The organism is Vibrio sp. Of14-4, assembly GCF_022347625.1.
GTDB lineage: Bacteria > Pseudomonadota > Gammaproteobacteria > Enterobacterales > Vibrionaceae > Vibrio > Vibrio pristinus.
Window position 1 is genome coordinate 170,970 of record NZ_JAKRGI010000004.1, and the last position, 17,691, is coordinate 188,660.

General features: G+C 42.1%; 16 protein-coding genes. 9 read left to right on the plus strand and 7 right to left on the minus strand.

What is annotated here, in order from left to right:
* Positions 1-50: 50 nt before the first annotated feature.
* Together serC and MHN79_RS06055 are read right to left on the minus strand one after the other, a co-directional pair.
* On the minus strand, positions 51-1,133 hold the full coding sequence (gene serC / locus MHN79_RS06050) for a 3-phosphoserine/phosphohydroxythreonine transaminase (protein WP_239172118.1): 1,083 nt from the start codon (positions 1,131-1,133) through the stop codon (positions 51-53).
* A 132-nt stretch (positions 1,134-1,265) separates the two neighbouring features.
* Complete coding sequence (locus tag MHN79_RS06055; protein ID WP_239172119.1) at positions 1,266-2,528, minus strand: DUF945 family protein; 1,263 nt, start codon at positions 2,526-2,528, stop codon at positions 1,266-1,268.
* Positions 2,529-2,965: 437 nt separating this feature from the next.
* Here MHN79_RS06055 and MHN79_RS06060 point away from each other — a divergent pair, with 437 nt between their 5' ends.
* Positions 2,966-3,520, plus strand: coding sequence for a hypothetical protein (locus tag MHN79_RS06060; protein WP_239172120.1), 555 nt, complete (start codon positions 2,966-2,968; stop codon positions 3,518-3,520).
* Positions 3,521-3,567: 47 nt separating this feature from the next.
* On the opposite strand, the gene MHN79_RS06065 is transcribed toward MHN79_RS06060, so the two are convergent.
* Complete coding sequence (locus MHN79_RS06065) at positions 3,568-4,155, minus strand: TfoX/Sxy family DNA transformation protein (protein ID WP_160931222.1); 588 nt, start codon at positions 4,153-4,155, stop codon at positions 3,568-3,570.
* Positions 4,156-4,500: 345 nt separating this feature from the next.
* Here MHN79_RS06065 and MHN79_RS06070 point away from each other — a divergent pair, with 345 nt between their 5' ends.
* The 7 genes from MHN79_RS06070 to MHN79_RS06100 all read left to right on the plus strand — a co-directional run bounded on the left by MHN79_RS06070 (position 4,501) and on the right by MHN79_RS06100 (position 12,126).
* Complete coding sequence (locus MHN79_RS06070) at positions 4,501-5,421, plus strand: HDOD domain-containing protein (RefSeq protein WP_239172121.1); 921 nt, start codon at positions 4,501-4,503, stop codon at positions 5,419-5,421.
* A gap of 28 nt (positions 5,422-5,449) precedes the next feature.
* A complete protein-coding gene (locus MHN79_RS06075) occupies positions 5,450-6,364 on the plus strand; it encodes a lysine exporter LysO family protein (protein ID WP_239172122.1) in 915 nt (304 codons plus the stop codon).
* A 105-nt stretch (positions 6,365-6,469) separates the two neighbouring features.
* A complete protein-coding gene (locus MHN79_RS06080) occupies positions 6,470-6,985 on the plus strand; it encodes a hypothetical protein (protein WP_114784526.1) in 516 nt (171 codons plus the stop codon).
* Between the two features lie 146 nt (positions 6,986-7,131).
* A complete protein-coding gene (panP, locus tag MHN79_RS06085; protein WP_239172123.1) occupies positions 7,132-8,778 on the plus strand; it encodes a pyridoxal-dependent aspartate 1-decarboxylase PanP in 1,647 nt (548 codons plus the stop codon).
* A 263-nt stretch (positions 8,779-9,041) separates the two neighbouring features.
* Entirely contained in the window at positions 9,042-9,896 is an 855-nt protein-coding gene (locus tag MHN79_RS06090) for a MurR/RpiR family transcriptional regulator (RefSeq protein WP_160931232.1), read from the plus strand.
* 101 nt (positions 9,897-9,997) lie between these two features.
* Complete coding sequence (locus MHN79_RS06095) at positions 9,998-10,264, plus strand: GrxA family glutaredoxin (RefSeq protein ID WP_160931234.1); 267 nt, start codon at positions 9,998-10,000, stop codon at positions 10,262-10,264.
* A gap of 179 nt (positions 10,265-10,443) precedes the next feature.
* A complete protein-coding gene (locus tag MHN79_RS06100) occupies positions 10,444-12,126 on the plus strand; it encodes an aspartate:alanine antiporter (protein WP_239172124.1) in 1,683 nt (560 codons plus the stop codon).
* A gap of 44 nt (positions 12,127-12,170) precedes the next feature.
* Here the strand turns inward: MHN79_RS06100 and MHN79_RS06105 are convergent, their stop codons facing one another.
* From MHN79_RS06105 to MHN79_RS06120, 4 genes are all read right to left on the minus strand, one after another.
* Positions 12,171-12,848, minus strand: a complete 678-nt coding sequence (locus MHN79_RS06105; protein WP_239172125.1) for an ABC transporter permease — start codon at positions 12,846-12,848, stop codon at positions 12,171-12,173.
* 3 nt (positions 12,849-12,851) lie between these two features.
* Entirely contained in the window at positions 12,852-13,592 is a 741-nt protein-coding gene (locus MHN79_RS06110) for an ABC transporter permease (protein WP_239172126.1), read from the minus strand.
* Between the two features lie 114 nt (positions 13,593-13,706).
* Entirely contained in the window at positions 13,707-14,477 is a 771-nt protein-coding gene (locus tag MHN79_RS06115; protein ID WP_239172127.1) for an ABC transporter substrate-binding protein, read from the minus strand.
* Between the two features lie 64 nt (positions 14,478-14,541).
* The gene (locus MHN79_RS06120) at positions 14,542-15,312 is read right to left on the minus strand and encodes an ATP-binding cassette domain-containing protein (protein ID WP_160931453.1); all 771 of its coding nucleotides are present in this window, start codon (positions 15,310-15,312) and stop codon (positions 14,542-14,544) included.
* A gap of 618 nt (positions 15,313-15,930) precedes the next feature.
* On the opposite strand from MHN79_RS06120, the gene MHN79_RS06125 reads away from it, so the two are divergent.
* The gene (locus tag MHN79_RS06125; protein ID WP_239172128.1) at positions 15,931-17,478 is read left to right on the plus strand and encodes a DUF3360 family protein; all 1,548 of its coding nucleotides are present in this window, start codon (positions 15,931-15,933) and stop codon (positions 17,476-17,478) included.
* Positions 17,479-17,691 lie beyond the last annotated feature (213 nt).

Genomic DNA, 17,691 nt, shown 5'->3' on the forward strand with positions numbered 1-17,691 from the left:
AATGAAGAGCACTTGATAACAGAATCTCGTGCTCTAAATTTGATGGAGGTTTAAGCGTTATCTGCCGCAAACTCTCTCATAAACTCAACCAAAGCTTTTACACCTTCTATCGGCATTGCATTATAAATTGACGCCCGCATTCCTCCTACAGCCCTATGCCCTTTAAGCGAAACTAAGCCTCTCTCAGAAGCTTGTTTGAGAAACGCTTCATCCAATTCAGGTTTTGCAAGTTGGAAAGGGACATTCATCCGCGACCGGTTTTGAGCATGGACATTATTACTATAAAACTCTGAGCTATCGATATAATCATACAAAATTGTGGCTTTCTCGATGTTTATTTGCTCGATGGCACTTACCCCTCCCTGCTCTTTAAGCCACTTAAAAACCAGCCCAGATAGATACCAAGCAAATGTAGGAGGAGTATTAAACATCGAGTCTTTTTCTGCCAAAACCTTATAGCTAATAAAACTAGGTAAAAGGTCGTGAGCTAAATCAAGTAGGTCGTCACGTACAATAGCAATACAAATACCTGCTGGACCGATGTTTTTTTGGGCTCCCGCATAAATAACACCATATCGTGAAACATCTATCTTACGCGAGAGTATGTTAGAGGACATATCAGCAACAATAGGTAACTTGGTATCAGGCAAATCAGATATTTCAATCCCATCAATGGTTTCATTTGGGCAAAAGTGGACATAAGCAGACTCAGGATCAATCTCCCAATCTGAGGCTTGTATCACTGCCACTCTGTCTTCTTTTGTAGTTTTTGCATCAACAAGGTCTACTTGGCAGTATTTTTTTGCTTCTTTCACTGCGCTTTGAGCCCAGTAGCCTGCATCAACATAGGTTGCTTTTAGCGAGCTTCCAAGTAAGTTTAGAGGCACTGCTGCAAATTGTGCGCGAGCACCGCCTTGGCAGAATAATACTTTATAGTTGTCTGGAATATCGAGTAAATCCCTTAGGTCCTGTTCTGCTTCTTCAGCCACTTGAATAAACTCTTTGCTTCTGTGACTGATTTCCATCACTGAAGTACCAAGCCCATTCCATTCAACAAACTCCGCTTGTGCTTTTTGCATTACTTCTTTAGGCAACCCAGCAGGGCCAGCACTAAAGTTATACACATTCTCCATTCCCAAATTCCTTGTCTACGCTTTTAATAGAGGTTTTATTGATTAATACCACGTTTTTTTGTACATAAAAAGCAAGAAAAGAGGTCTTAAGACCTCTTTTTCAATTAAACAGCAAAAATTTACCGGTTAGGGCTAATTTACAGCTGGCAAGAACAGTTGTATCAGGGGTATTTTTTGACCACTTTCAAATACTAAATTACCATCTTTAAGCTCAGCTTTAAGCTGATAACCCTTATCATCTTGACCGATAAATTCCTGAACTAAAGCCTCATCAATGCTTTGTTTAATGAATGGGTATTGCTCTACAAGGCCATTCGAGAAGAAGGTGTCAATATCACCGCTCAAGGCAGGCAAAAGCTTAGCTGGGTTTTTCGTAATCTCACTCGTACCTTCAGGAACAGACACTTTACCCACACTATTAAACTCACCAGCATCTCCCAGTGTCAGTGTTGCTTTATTCACCGATAGGAAGAAACCTTTGTCGAATAGAGTGTCCACATAAGGCATGGCGTGCTGGATGTCTTCAGGTGTCAAAGTCGGGCTGTTCTGATACAAGCTAATCAGGTGGTTAAAAGCATCACTGTCTAATCCACCAAACTCAACGTCAAGTCCTAAATTTTCTGCTTTACCTTCAGGCATTTCTAATTTAGATATATTGACAACATGCTGACTATCTACGCGAGAAGACGCCTCGTCTATCGATGAAGAGAATTCATACTTGGCCTCTTCCATATTAAATATGGAAGATTGCTGAGCGTCGGATATTTTCACGTCTGAGATGCGTATTTCTTGATCACCCAACCAAAAGTTATCTTGCTTTCGGCCATCTCCTACGCCTTTAATTCCAGAAATCAACATTTTCTCTCCAGAATTAAAATCGATTTCAACCGAAGGCACATTGAGGTCATAGCTAACTTCACCGAGCACGGTTAAATGCCCTTTAAGAGTGGAAGCGGTCACAGAGATCATCGCAGCATCTTCACCTTCAGAAGACTGATGCCAATTACCCAGTTCTAGTGAGTAATCTGTGTTACCGTTGAGCTGGGTAACGGTAGTCAACTTTAATGGAAAGCGTTCAGTATCTTCTAACGTCGACTCAGCTTTTAAACTCAAAAGCCCATGAGTAACATGGCTATTGACAACAAATTCCGTTGGAAAGCCATCCAATTCGAGTTCTTTTGATAGGACGGGGTCATGTACTGTATAGCGTGTTGTCACCTCTGAAGATAAATATCCCCTATCATAAGAAATTACTTCCGCTTTCAATGATTCATTGGTTAAATGTGCAACACCGTCCTTAATAACATTTTGCCCAATTTGACCAACAGCCAAAGGCCAACATAATGCTAACGCAATTGCGCCACCAATAGCGCCATATTTTTTTAATTGATGCATGTTTTATCTTTACTCGAGTATTTATTACAGTTTACGCCAAAAAACTCTCTATTAAATCATAGCATTGGTGTTTTACCATATTATAAGTTTAACGATCCGCACGTTACACTCACTGGTACTAGTCTAGTCCACACGATCAAAAGGTGGGTCAATTCACTGTAAGGTTTTATGCCACCTCACACCACCCAATTGCAAAACACAATGTCCCCTTGCACCAGTTACACTCCCACTCAAAGTCCTAAGTTGATTTTAAAGATGGGTAATAAATCTCTTTTTAAAATTTATTTTGGTGTAAATTTTGCCTTTTGATATAAAGAGTGACAAAACAATGACATTTTAGTGGTGTCATACCACGAGAATGCATTATGATGTTATGGTATGACAGTGCTCAGTCGCAATAGACCGAGGAAATTAACAAGAAAAGGTTTTTCTTTCATATGCGCAATAAAATCTTAGCTGCTGCCATAGTGCTAGCATCCGCTCAAACTCTTGCAGAGACAGACCCAAACAGCCCCGCCGTAATGAGTAACTTTAGCTACGATTACATAGAAGCCAGAATTGGAGCAAGTCCTGTGACTTTCGGTACAGCTGTAAGTAAATCTGTCCACCCAAATGCTCACTTCATCGGTAGAATCGACTCTGAGTTCGAAGGAGATTATGATGCAGCTGCAGGTTTTGGCTTTCATGCTCCGATCAATAACTGGGCGGACTTTACTGGTGAAATGCTTTTCCGTGTAGTGGATTTTGACGGCAAAGAAGGTAAAGGTAGTGATACTGGTATGGAACTGAATGTGGGGGTTCGCCAGTGGCTGGGGCCTCAACTCGAAGTCGGTGGTAAAGCTGGTTACGTAAATATTGATAATGATGACGATTGGATTGGTTCTGCTTACGCTCGCTTTCATGCGACAGAGCTATTTTCTATCGGAGGTGAAGTTAGAATTAACGACTTCTATGGCGACCAGCTAATGTTTACGACACGTTTTAAATTCTAATGGTTGAAAGCCGAGTGAAACTCGGCTTTTCTTTACCTTCTCACTATTTAAATGCAACATGCGAGCAATTGACGCTTACGCGGTTCTTGAATCAACTTCCAGTGTACGCCATCTATTGCACCAGCAAACTTCCAAAGTAGCTTCACATCAACATCATTGCCATATGTGGCTTTCACCTTTGAGAACACTTTAGGAGCACCAAGCTCAACAAACGTATCTACGTCACCAATACCGGATTTTTTTACCATACGCTCTAGAGTTAGTTGCATATTCGGCAAGTCACGTAAACGACGACTGGCGGATGATTTTTTATGATGTCGCTGAGAAACAGAAAATTGCATTGATTGCCGGACAATATCGTCAAGCTTTGCACTTCTCGAAAGAAAAAGGCGCGTTATATCATAATAGTTCACCGTTGCTGTCGTCTGTTTTTTTACGTGACGGTATTTCATACACCCCAACTGCATCAATTGCCTGTCGAGTTGTTCCCCACCTCGAATAAACACTTGCCCAGAACTAATCAAGGCAAACATGGCATCTTGTTTAAAGAGGCCCAGCCCACCAAACATTGAACGCTTTTGGAAACTCCCGAACTTATTTACATACGAGATAAAGTTTTGCTCTGTCATATCCATGATCCTTTTAAACCAGAAAACCCCGATTATTTGACGATCACCAGATAGCAGCAGATGTAAGCGAAAAAATATACCTGTGTCAGAAAACCTCTAAGTTATGATTTGTTTTGACCTCTGACTCCAAGTCCATAAATGGTAGTTAACGATAAAAAATATGTCTATGCACAGATCACATCAATCCGGCTAGACTAGCTCTAAAGCGCGACTAAAATCACATAAAGTATCTTTCCATACTGAGTCAACATCAATATACACATATGCAAATCCATATTTTATATCAATGATTTGCATAATGATTACTATGCTAGGTAAAATATATATGGTAGAAGATAACGCTTAATTAGAATGAACCATCTGTCTTTTTTCTGGCTTCCCGAAAATGAGGAGCTCTTGATCAAAGGTATTGAGTCTGAATTCAATACCTTGGTAGAGCATGCCATTACATCTGGTAAAATCACATTACCTCCAATCCCTGAAGTCGTACTAAAAATACAAAGGCTCTGTACTAAAGATTGCACGACCGTATTTGATATCGCTGATTGTTTGTTTGAAGATCCTGGCCTTGCCGCTATCGTTATCAGAGTAGCAAACTCGGTGATTTTTAACCGTCGTAATATTACCTGTACTGACATTGTCACAGCCGTTTCACGTCTGGGAATCTTGAGAGTTCGCGACATAGTCACAGCCCAAGCAATAGAGCAACTTAAGCATTCCGTGAATTTAAGTCGCGGATGCAATCAAATGCTTATAAATAGCGCCAGCACTTCACGAGAGCTTGCTGCAACTATGGTGATGGTGGTAAAGGGTTTCAAAGAAATCTCTCCCAGTGATTATGAGTACCTAGAAACAGATAAGGCGTTGCTGACAGGGTTGCTAGCAGATATTGGGCTTTTCTGCATTGTTAGCGAATACCATACTTATCTAGAAAAAGGGAATTACCTAGATGAAGACATCGCATTTCAGGTATTTAACAACTTATGTACCAGTGCGAGCGAACTGGTATTAAAACAGTGGGGTTTTGACCACGATTTTATTGATGTTGCCAGTAACCAAGCCACTCAAATAAAGAATGTTAATGTCAGCTACCTCGATGTAGCCCGTATTGCTAATCATATTCTCATGTTCCGCCGTCAAGATGATCAAATCGATGAACATACTGTCGAATTTGATGTTACGGGAGCCGATATACTATACAAATTGAGTAATTTGAGTGATATTGAGTTTAAATCAAAAATCAATGAACTCATCAGCGCTAGCGGTTTATAAACTAGACTAGCCATTACTCAGGAATATCATGCCTACGGGAATGCTTTTTATTTTTGCCCCATTACTTGTGGGGTACCTTATTCAAACGTCAAATACCGCTTTTCTCTCCGGAGTTAATCGGACAACTAACTATTTAATTACTGTTATCTTGGCCTTGATGGGTTTGAGTCTGGCTTCACTCGATAATCTGGGTCAAAATCTACAGTTGATACTTCAGTATGTTGTTGTCTTCTCTGTATGTATTGGACTAAGCAACTTAGCGGCACTTCCAATCGTTGATAGACTCTTCCCAATTAGGGTTGAAAGCAAAAAAAATACCCTTTCACTTTCAACTATGGCTTTCGAGTCAATAAAGCTAATTCTCTTTGTTGGCATGGGTCTGGCTGCGGGTAGACTTCTATATATAGATCTAAGCTGGGTGGACATAGCAAGTGAATCTGTTTTATTCGTTCTTCTATTTCTGATTGGGATTCAACTCAGAAATAGTGGGCTCTCCTTACGTCAAATTTTGCTCAACAAGCAAGGCATGATCATCGCAGTCACTATAATTACAACTTCAATTTTAGGAGGAGTTGTCGCTGCAATGATACTTGACTTGGATCTTTATCAAGCACTCGCCATATCTTGTGGGTTTGGTTGGTATTCTTTATCAGGGATTCTCATGGGGGATGCTTTTGGACCAATATTTGGCGGAGCGTCATTTATGATTGAACTAGTTAGAGAACTCGTTGCCTTAGTTATGATTCCACTGGTTATACATTCACGACCTAGTGTGGCTATAGGTTACGCAGGAGCTACAGCAATGGATTTTACATTGCCAATTATTCAAAGTACTGGAGGCGTTCGCTGCGTACCGATTGCCATTGTCAGTGGATTCATTTTGAGCCTATTAGTACCTTTATTGATGCTGTTCTTTGTCTCTCTTGCAGAGCAGATCGCATGATTTTATCTTTCAGTTCATTATATTAATGACTCAGCCATGCTATACAATTTAATGAATCATATTGAGTGGCTTAATCATATATAACCTTAGAAAAAAGGAATAATTATGACACGTCTACTGATTGCATTGTTGTTAGGAGCAACCTCTACCATGGTTGCCGCAGCCGACAATGCATGTTTATCCAAGAAATACGATGCTTACATTGATGCTTCTCTTCATTGGTATGAAGATTTAGCCAAGCTAACTAGCGAACAATACCCCGACCTAAAAGAAGTCAGTGAATGGTTCTTAGAAGGTCGAAAAAACCATTTTGAGCTCAACAGAGCGGCTGTCCACTACTATTTAGAAAATGACCCTTCGAAGATTGCCGTAAACCAACCAGTCGAGTCTTGGCTCTTACTCGAGCAGAAAGATATTAAAACTTTATCGTCTCGCAGTGATGAATTAGGTCGACTGGCTCAAGTAACCTACAGTGATCGTCAATCAAAACCACATGATCAAAACTATGATCTTAGGTCTGCCTTTGCTGATTTGTTGAGTCATCCAACCAAAATTGATAGTGCACTTAAACGTTATAACCAAGCTATCAAAGACTTAGAAAGTATGTCATGTGAAACCTAATATAAATGTCACTGGTGAGAGTCATATCAAAGCAGTGACACTTCATATTGATATTGCCAGAAAAGTTCGAACAATTAACTCGGGACTTTAAACCGTTTTTCGTTTAGATTGGCGCGGCAACAGAGTGACAAGAGCAAAGTAGTTGTATGATTACCAAACATAAAACGGCTGACGTAAGCTTCGACAGTTTACTTAAAATATTTACTGTCCCTGAAGGGCCTGATTCAACACTGACTAAAATCGAAGAAAGGCTCTCGCAAAACCTTAATCAATTTTTACGTGAACATATTGTGGCAGAAGAGAAGCCCCTTAAAGAGATTGAAAAAGACTTCTCGTATTCCGCCATTCCAGAGAGTCCAGAGTTTGTCTCTGAGCATACTCAGCACCTCCTTGATACCTTAGTCTCGCACTCGGTTCATACCTCAGCACCAAGCTTTATCGGACATATGACATCAGCACTTCCCTATTTTTTGATGCCATTGTCAAAAATCATGATCGCTCTCAATCAAAACTTGGTGAAAATAGAAACATCCAAAGCGTTTACCCCGTTAGAGCGTCAAGTACTCGGCATGCTGCATCGATTGGTATACAACCAAAATGACGATTTCTACACAAAGTGGATGCACAGCGCACAACACTCACTAGGTGCTTTTTGCTCGGGTGGAACAATCGCAAACATCACTGCCCTTTGGGTTGCGAGAAACAATGCATTAAAAGCACAAGGAGAATTTCAGGGTGTAGAGAAAGAGGGGCTTTTCAGTGCGATGCAACACTATGGTTATCAAGGCCTTGCCATTCTAGTGTCAGAAAGAGGACATTACTCTCTGAAAAAGTCTGCCGATGTGCTAGGACTTGGCCAGCAAGGTTTAGTCGCGGTCAAAACCGACAATTACAATCGTATATGCCCACACGCATTGAACGAAAAAATTGTTGAGTTAAAGAAAAAAAATATCAAACCGTTTGCGGTTATAGGAGTAGCAGGAACCACAGAAACAGGATCGATTGACCCTTTACCTGAGATGGCCGAGATATGCCGTGAGCACGACTGCCATTTTCATATCGACGCAGCTTGGGGCGGCGCTACCCTAATGTCAAATAACTACCGTTACCTCTTACAAGGTGTGGAAGAAGCCGATTCAATTACCATCGATGCCCACAAACAGCTTTATGTTCCCATGGGGGCTGGAATGGTTCTCTTCAAGGATCCTAAAGCGATGAAATCTATTGAGCACCACGCTCAATATATACTTCGAAAAGGCTCAAAAGACCTAGGCAGTCATACCTTGGAAGGTTCTCGGTCTGGTATGGCGATGCTGGTTTACGCCGCAATGCATATTATTAGCCGCCCAGGTTATCAGCTGCTTATCGATGAGAGTATCGAAAAAGCCAAGTATTTTGCCAAACTAATACAAGCGCAAGATGATTTTGAGTTGATATCAGAACCAGAGCTTTGCTTACTGACCTATCGTTATATTCCCGCCGAAGTACGTGAGGCGCTTGAACTTGCTTCACCAGAGCGCAGAAAACACCTCAATGAGTTAATCAATGAACTGACTCAATTTATCCAAAAACGCCAACGAGAAACGGGAAAATCATTTGTTTCGAGAACACGTTTAAACCCGGCTCGCTGGGGTAAACTTAATACGATTGTGTTTCGCGTCGTTCTAGCCAATCCGCTTACGGGACACGATATTCTCAGTTCAGTACTAGAAGAGCAAAGATACATCGCTCAGCAAGCACCCAATTTGATGGCAAAAATCCTAGCAACATCTCAAACCATTGAAGCTAGTTGAAAATTTCTTTCTAAATAAGTGTAACTTGCCTACCATTGGACCTCTTTAAGAGAAGGTTTTTGCAAGGATAAAGACTATTTTATCTCTTTGAGACATATTTAGTTTGAGGCCTGTCATGTTTACACTTATCGAAGAGTGTAAATATTACAGTAAACCTTAAGCTTGGGTTTATACTGGGCCACATGGCGCTGGTTGGCAATTGTACGTAAGTAATGACGCCTTAAATTATCCAGCAAGTTGTTCTCTATACCTTTGTGAACACTATGAATACAATAGAAAAAATTCAGAAAAATCTAGAAAACTTCAGCAAATCGGAGCGCAAAGTTGCTGAAGTCATAATGGCATCTCCTCAAACTGCTATTCATTCTAGTATTGCTACTCTTGCAAAAATGGCCGACGTCAGTGAGCCGACAGTAAACCGCTTCTGTCGCCGCTTAGATACTAAAGGCTTCCCTGATTTCAAGCTGCATCTTGCACAAAGCCTTGCTAACGGCACTCCGTATGTAAATCGTAATGTTGAAGAAGATGATGGCCCAGATGCCTATACTCACAAAATCTTTGAGTCCACTATGGCCTGTTTGGATGTGGCAAAAAATAGCTTAGACTCAATGCAGATCAATCGAGCCGTCGATCTTCTCACTCAAGCCAAACGCATCTCTTTCTTTGGTTTAGGTGCATCTTCAGCGGTCGCCCGTGACGCACAAAATAAGTTTATTCGCTTTAATATTCCGATCACCTGTTTTGAAGATATAGTAATGCAGCGTATGAGCTGTATTAATTGTACGGATAACGATGTTATCGTGCTGATATCGCATACAGGCCGGACAAAGAGTCTGGTTGAGATTGCCAACCTCGCCCGCGAAAACGGAGCCACTGTTATTGCACTCACGGCTAAAGATTCTCCGCTGGATCAAGCCAGTTCTCTTTCCATTTCACTGAACGTACCTGAAGACACGGATGTGTACATGCCAATGGCAAGTCGCGTCGTGCAAATGACAGTAATTGATGTACTGGCAACAGGCTTCACGTTAAGGCGTGGTTCAGGCTTTAGAGACAACCTAAAACGGGTTAAAGAAGCGCTCAAGGATTCACGCTACGACAAATTGTCTCACTTCTAAACAAATAGGTTTACCCTATCGAAGCAACAGGTAAATGCCTCTTTATTTTCCAGCTCGATTCGGGCATAGTGGCGCCTATCAGAATAAAGGAGAATGACAATATGTTCGTAGTTATCTTTGGTCGTCCAGCTTGCCCTTACTGTGTTCGTGCAAAGGAACACGCTGAGACATTGAAAGCAAAACGTGATGACTTTAACTACCGTTATGTAGATATTCATGCAGAAGGCATTTCAAAAGCTGACCTTGAGAAAACTGTCGGAAAGCCAGTGGAAACTGTTCCACAAATCTTCATTGATGAGACTCATATCGGTGGCTGTGATGACTTTGAAGCGTATGCAAAAGAGCATTTAGGTCTGTTTGACGCTTAATCAGAATTTGTTGAAGCCGCTTAATATAGCGGCTTTTTTGTGCCCGTAATTTAATCCTATTGCAAAATATTTGGCACAAGTCAGTAAATCGTCAATTATACAAATTAACACTTATCATTTCTCTTTATTAAGTTACAATTTGCTCACTTAACCTATGGCACCGAAGTAAGAGCTGCCCTGTGAACATTGATGTTTTATCCCTGCTTGAGCAAAACCCTATTCTACTAATTTTTGTTGCACTCGCTATTGGCTTAGCCATAGGAAAAATTCGCTTTGGAAATCTCCAACTCGGCAATTCAATTGGTGTTTTGCTTACTTCATTAGTCATGGGACATCTGGGTTTTACATTCAATGCAGACGCATTGACCGTCGGGTTTATGTTATTTATCTACTGTGTTGGCATAGAGGCAGGTCCCAACTTCTTTGGTATCTTTTTTAGAGATGGTAAGCATTATTTCATTTTGAGTATGGTGGTCTTATCTAGCGCTATTTTTATCACCTACTTTGCCAGCCATAACCTAGGTCTTGATTTCGGACTCTCTGCCGGAATGATGGCTGGTGCACTTACGGCAACTCCTGTGCTGGTTGGTGCTCAAGATGCTCTCAACTCTGGCCTTGCCACCACGCCACATGCTATGGACTTTTCTGAGGTGATTGAAAACTTATCTGTGGGTTACGCTATGGCTTACCTAGTTGGTTTGATCAGCATGATTGCCTTTGCCAAATTGCTGCCAAAGCTTCAAAAGCAAAATTTGTCCGACTCTGCACAGCAGATAGCCCAAGAGCGAGGGCTGGGAAGTAATGGACAGCGTAAAGTTTATTTGCCCATCATTCGCGCCTACAGAGTTGGGCAAGAGCTCATTGACTGGAGCGATGGAAAAAACCTTCGCGAATTGGGTATCTACCGCCAAACTGGTTGCTATATCGAGCGTATTCGTCGCAATGGTATCCTTGCCCACCCAGATGGTGACGCCATCTTGCAGCAAGGTGATGAGATTGCACTGCTTGGATTCCCTGATAGCCACGCGAGACTCGATCCTAGCTTTCGTAATGGCAAGGAAGTATTCGACCGCAATCTTCTAGACTTGAGGATCGTTGAAGAAGAAATCGTGGTAAAAAGTGATGCCATGGCAGGTAAACGTCTCTCTGATCTGAACTTATCCGAATATGGCTGTTTCCTTAACAGAGTTGTTCGCGCACAAATAGAAATGCCAATGGATCTCGATATCGTACTGGCTAAAGGGGATGTCCTTCAGGTCAGTGGTGAGAAGAGCCGCGTACATGGATTAGCAGAGAAAATTGGGTTTATTTCCATCCATAGTCAGATGGCTGATCTTCTGGCATTTTGCAGCTTCTTTATCCTAGGGATTATGTTTGGATTGATCACCATGACTTTTGGTCAGGTGTCGTTTGGCTTAGGTAATGCCGTAGGCCTTCTCCTCTCAGGAATTTCGCTAGGTTTCTTACGAGCTAACCACCCAACTTTTGGTTACGTACCTCAAGGTGCTTTAAACATGGTCAAAGACTTAGGCCTAATGTTTTTTATGGTTGGGATAGGCCTGAGCGCAGGTGGGAAAATGTTTGAACACCTTGCCGAATTCGGCCCACAAGTGATTGGCCTTTCGTTATTGGTCAGCGTTGTTCCAGTAGCTCTTGCTTACCTCGTGGGCGCTTATATCCTAAAGATGAACAGAGCACTGCTATTTGGCGCCATCATAGGAGCTCGAACCTGCGCCCCAGCCATGGACATAGTCAATGACTATACTAAGTCAACTATTCCTGCGCTTGGCTATGCGGGCACATACGCGATTGCAAATATACTAATGACATTAGCTGGTACTGTACTGATTATATTGAGCTGAAGTTTCAGACATAAAAAAGCTTCCAATAGGAAGCTTTTTTATATTTAGCTAAGCGGCCTCAAATAGGCGAGAAATCGCTTTTCAGCCTGCTTAAAGCACCAAATAATGATAAAGGTCAGACACATATAGAAAAGGCCAGCAGTCAGAAACGACTCAAACGGTGCGTAGTAACGAGAATTAACAAGGCGAGCAGCACCAGTCAAATCCACTATGGTCACAATTCCAGCAACTGCGCTGCCATGAAGCATAAAGATCACTTCGTTACTGTATGCTGGTAGAGCACGGCGCAAAGCACTGGGTAGGATGATACGTCGATACGTCATCAATGTACTCATTCCATATGCTTTGGCCGCTTCTACTTCCCCTTTAGGTAGCCCATTTATCGCACCTCGAATTATTTCTGCGGTATAGGCAGAAGTATTAAGAACAAAAGCCACAAGAGCACAGAACCATGCATTTTCCCAAAGAGTGTCTTTGACAGGAAAAAACTGATCCATACCGTAATAAATGAGGTAAAGCTGAACTAATAGTGGAGTGCCACGAAAAAAGTAGATAAAAGCCCAACTCGGCCCTTTGAACAAGTAGTGAGTACTATTACGAGCGATACCTAATGGGATCGCAACAAATAGCCCAATAATAAGAGAAGCAGCCACCAGCCAAGTCGTGGTCCAGAGCCCCCCGAGATAGATTGGTAAACTTTCAATGATCAGTGAAAAATCCATCAACTACCTCGTATGGATACTGAATTTACGCTCAACAAGTTTGAGTAACCCCGTTGAGACACTGGTAAAAAATAGAAAGATGACAGCAACTGTCATGTAAAAGGTAAATGGCATCTTTGTCGAGCCAGCAGCTAGTGCGCTCATACGAACCATGTCTTCCAAACCAATAATCGAGACAAGTGCCGTGGTTTTAAGAAGCACCAGCCAGTTGTTTCCAAAACCTGGCAGAGCATGGCGAATCATTTGTGGCAGTAAAATACGACGAAAGGCGAGTGCTGAGCTCATGCCATATGCTTTGGCAGCTTCCAATTCCCCTCTATCGACCGCCATTATGGCCCCACGAAACGTTTCCGCCATATACGCACCGAAAATAAACCCAATGGTAAGAACACCTGCTATGAATGGACTTACATCGATATAGTCGGGTAAATATGAGGTCCACTCATGATTTGGGTCACTTGCAGTAAACCATTCATTTAACCATTCGTTGAACGAATACAAACTATTGTTGAGTAAGATTTGTCCGCCAAAGAATATTAACATCATTAATACAAGGTCAGGGATACCGCGAATAACAGTGGTGTATAACGTCGCAATCGCTCTCGCCCAGCGATAAGGTGCCATCTTTGCCAGAGCCCCCAGCATCCCTAGCACCATCGCAAGCAACAAAGAGAGTAGCGCAACTTCAATCGTCACTAGGGCCCCTTTCAATATAGAGGCTTCGTATCCTTGTAAATCCAACATAGGTAAGTTCCTAAGCTCTGGGGTTTAAATCATTGGTTAGTTTAAATAACAGCTAGAATGAAAAAGACCGCTGATCTACACCAGAAAGCACATCAGCGGACCTTTTAGACAAGATTATTGCCCGTACACATCGTAGTCAAAGTACTTAGCAGCAATCTTTTGGTATTCACCTTTTTCACGAAGTGACGCAATCGCTTCATCTAGCTTTTCAGTCAAATCTTTGTCTTGTTTACGTACTGCAATACCAAAACCTTCGCCAAACCACTTAGGATCTGTCAGTGAAGGCCCGACAAACTCGTACGCATCGCCACCAGCTTTGTTTAATACGCCTTCCTCAAGAGCAGAAGCATCGCCCAAAACAGCAACAACTCGACCATTTGCTAAGTCAAGATAAGCTTCATCAAACGAGCCGTAACGGACAATCTCCACTCTATCGCCATAATTATCAGTTAGATACTTATCGTGCGTAGTCGCTCTTTGTACTGCAATTTTTTGCCCATCTAGTTTATCGAAGTCCAGATTAGCCCCTTTCTTGGCAATGAATTTATTCGGTATAAGAGCATATTTTCCGGTAAAATCTACCTTCTTCTTGCGCTCTTCTGTAATCGACATAGCGGCAATGATTGCATCGTATTTACGAGCTAATAGTGATGGAATAATGCCATCCCAATCTTGTGCAACAATCTTACATTTCACCTGCATTTCATTACATAATGCATTGGCCATATCAACATCAAAGCCCTTCAAAGAGCCATCGGCTTCCGTCCAACTAAATGGAGGGTAAGCCCCTTCAATCCCAAAGCGAACCGTCTTCCATTCTTTCGCTTGAACAAGTCCTGTCACTGCGGTCGCAGCGAGAGCCGCTGCTACTAGCCACTTTTTCATTTCATACTCCTTTAAACATGATTTCTTAATATTTGCAGAATCTGTGGTACTGATTACAACAGACTCAGTAGATAGATGAGATAAATTGTTGTAAACGCTCTGAATCTGGGTTAGTGAAGAGCTTAGCAGGCTCACCCTGCTCTTCCACTAGACCTTGATGTAAGAACATGACATGGTTAGAAACATCGCGTGCAAATGCCATTTCGTGCGTTACAACTAGCATTGTCCTGCCCTCTTCAGCAAGATCTCGCATTACACCAAGAACTTCACCAACTAGCTCCGGATCAAGCGCTGAAGTAGGTTCATCAAACAGCATCACTTCAGGATCAACGGCAAGAGCTCTAGCTATTGCTGCCCGCTGCTGCTGGCCTCCAGAGAGGTGACCTGGGTAATAATCTTTCCGCTCATAAAGGCCGACTTTTTTCAGAAGTAGCTCTGCATTCTCTCTCGCTTGAGCTTTGGGCACACCAAGTACGTGTACTGGCGCTTCAATAACGTTGTCGAGCACCGTCATGTGCGACCAAAGATTAAACCCTTGAAACACCATAGCCAATCTGGAACGTATGCGCTGGACTTGTTTTTCACTTACAGGCACAGACTCGCCTTGACGATTGGTTTTCATTTGGATCAGCTCTCCGTTGACCCAAATTTCACCGTTAGTGGGCGTTTCTAAAAGATTTACACATCGTAGGAAAGTGCTTTTGCCTGAACCAGATGAACCAATGATAGAAATCACGTCACCTTTGTGAGCTTGAAGAGAAATTCCCTTTAGTACCTCATTATGGCCAAAGGTCTTATGCAGTTCCTTTATATTTAGCGCGGCTGCATCATTCATGCGCTCATTACTCCCTGTTTTATTATCGCTTATCCAAACAAAGAAGCTTGGCACTGAAAGGCTAAATTCAAGCCTTATCTCGCTACAAACTAGCACCGCACCGCTTAACATGCAACAAATCATTAACGACACAAAAATGAATTCATAATCAAATTAAATGTATTTAGATTCAAGTATTATGCAAATTAAATCCGTCAGACGCATAAAAATAAAAACATCAGAATCGTTAACCACCAAAAGAAATTAACATTTTTATAAAAAACCGGAACCATCTCAATAATTTAATCAATAGATAGACGAATTGCACAATTGGTTGCTGAACACCTCCCATCAGTTTGAAAGTCACTTTCATTTTTCAATTCTCAATTCTCAATTGCCTAAATCATCCTGATATGTAGTTAACTTTCATATCTATTTATAAGGTGATCTAAATCAATTCACCTCCCAATATTGCGGTTTACACTCACACAAAAGATAAAACTCTCAATAAGAGAGATCTTTCTCAACTGTTGGCCCGTTACTATTTATGGCCGCAGAAAAGTAGTTAAGCACATCTGTGTATCTACACAACTTGCTTCCTTAACTACAAACACTCTCTATGCTAAATATGAGGAATCTATGTCAGACGCAGTCAAAACATCGCATTCTGATTCGGATATCGAAGATAAAAGCTATCGTGATCTCCACCGTCCAGCCTCTCAGTTTAAGTGTCGCTCAGACTACTTAGACCACGAGCTACAAATAATGAAACCCAGACGTTTCGGCTTGAACTTACCCTTTCGAGATTTCAGGTTTGAACTTGAAGACCTTGTGCCCGCTCTAGCAGGAACACTAGGTATTATCGCCATGTATTCAGCGGTGATGATGTCTTGGGCTGAAGGACTCACCGCTGCTTGGGACCACGTCAACTTAGGCAAAAATTTTGCCATCGAGGTCTCAAGAGTTGAGATGCTTATTCCAGCGTTTTTATTCTGCATATTGGCTTCAGGAATAGTGAACCCCAAAGCAAACTTGGCAGGTAATCATGGCCCTATGATCCCACTGATAGGAACCATTGCAATCGCCGGTGCCCACCCTCTCGCCTTAGCCATTTTAATTGGTGTATTTGGCCTACTGCTCAGTTTCTTCAAAGGTGGTTCTAAATTGGTCAACCTAACTTCGGAGGGCACGGCGGGTGGCTTACTCATTTTTCTCGGTCTAACCGGTACCATGAGCCAGATTAACGCCATCCAAGACTGGGCGGTCGGACTTCAATCTCCATCTATTACCGCTGGCAGTATGGGTTATATAGGCTTAGTGGTGCTAGGCATTACTATTTCTTTATACGCGTTATTAGCAAAACTTAACAAACGATGGCTCGCGATACCTGTTTGCGCCTTTACCGGCTTAGCCGTTGCGTTAACACTTGGGGCTGGTTTTGACATAGAGTTTGTTACTGAACCGGGCCTGCCTAACCTAAACCCAGCTTATTGGTGGGGCAATACAGAACAAGGATGGATGCTTGGCCTTCCAAACGCCGAGCACTTTATCGCATCTTTGCCTTTTGCAATATTAGCTGTCGCTATGTGGTCACCGGATTTTCTTGGTCATCGAATTTTCCAAGAATTAAATTACCCTAAGAAAACCGAAAAAGTACTCATGGATGTTGATGACACTATGACTATGTGCTCGGTTCGTCAGATGGTCGGCACAGCAATAGGCGGTGGTAACATTACTTCGTCATGGGGAACGTATATGATCCCTGCTGCAATTGCCAAACGCCCAATCCCTGCTGGCTCAATTCTTCTGGGGCTGCTTGTAATGCTTATCGCGATTCTTGGGTTTCCAATGGATATCGCAGTATGGCCACCTGTTATGCGCGTCGCTCTGCTGGTGGGTGTATCTCTTCCACTTTTAGAGGCAGGCATGCAGATGGTCAAAGACTGCAAAGACTCACAAGCTGCCGGGATTTGTATATTTGGCTCTGCGATTGTCAACCCTGTTTTGGCTTGGGCACTGACCATGCTCCTAGATAATAATGGCCTAATTGGCGATAAAGAGCGGGCAAAGCGCCTATCCTTTGTCGATAAAATCATTATTCCGGTCGGCGTATTGGTTATCTGCTTAGCCGCCATGCTCGCAGTCGGCATGCTTGAAGGCCAATACGGTATTCAAGCTTGGCTTTAACACACTACCTTTTCAGGGCAACACTATTGTTGCCCTTATTTTTGTGTAAAAAGTTTATCATTTATTGATTTAGTTTAAGGTTTGCAGTTTTTTTTTAAATTATTGTAGATCTCGAAGGCAAACATCATTCACGAGTAGCAATATCTATGGTGACACTAGGTCTAGAAAACTTTAGCCCACTATACATATTGTTATTCAAAAATAGAGTGCCGT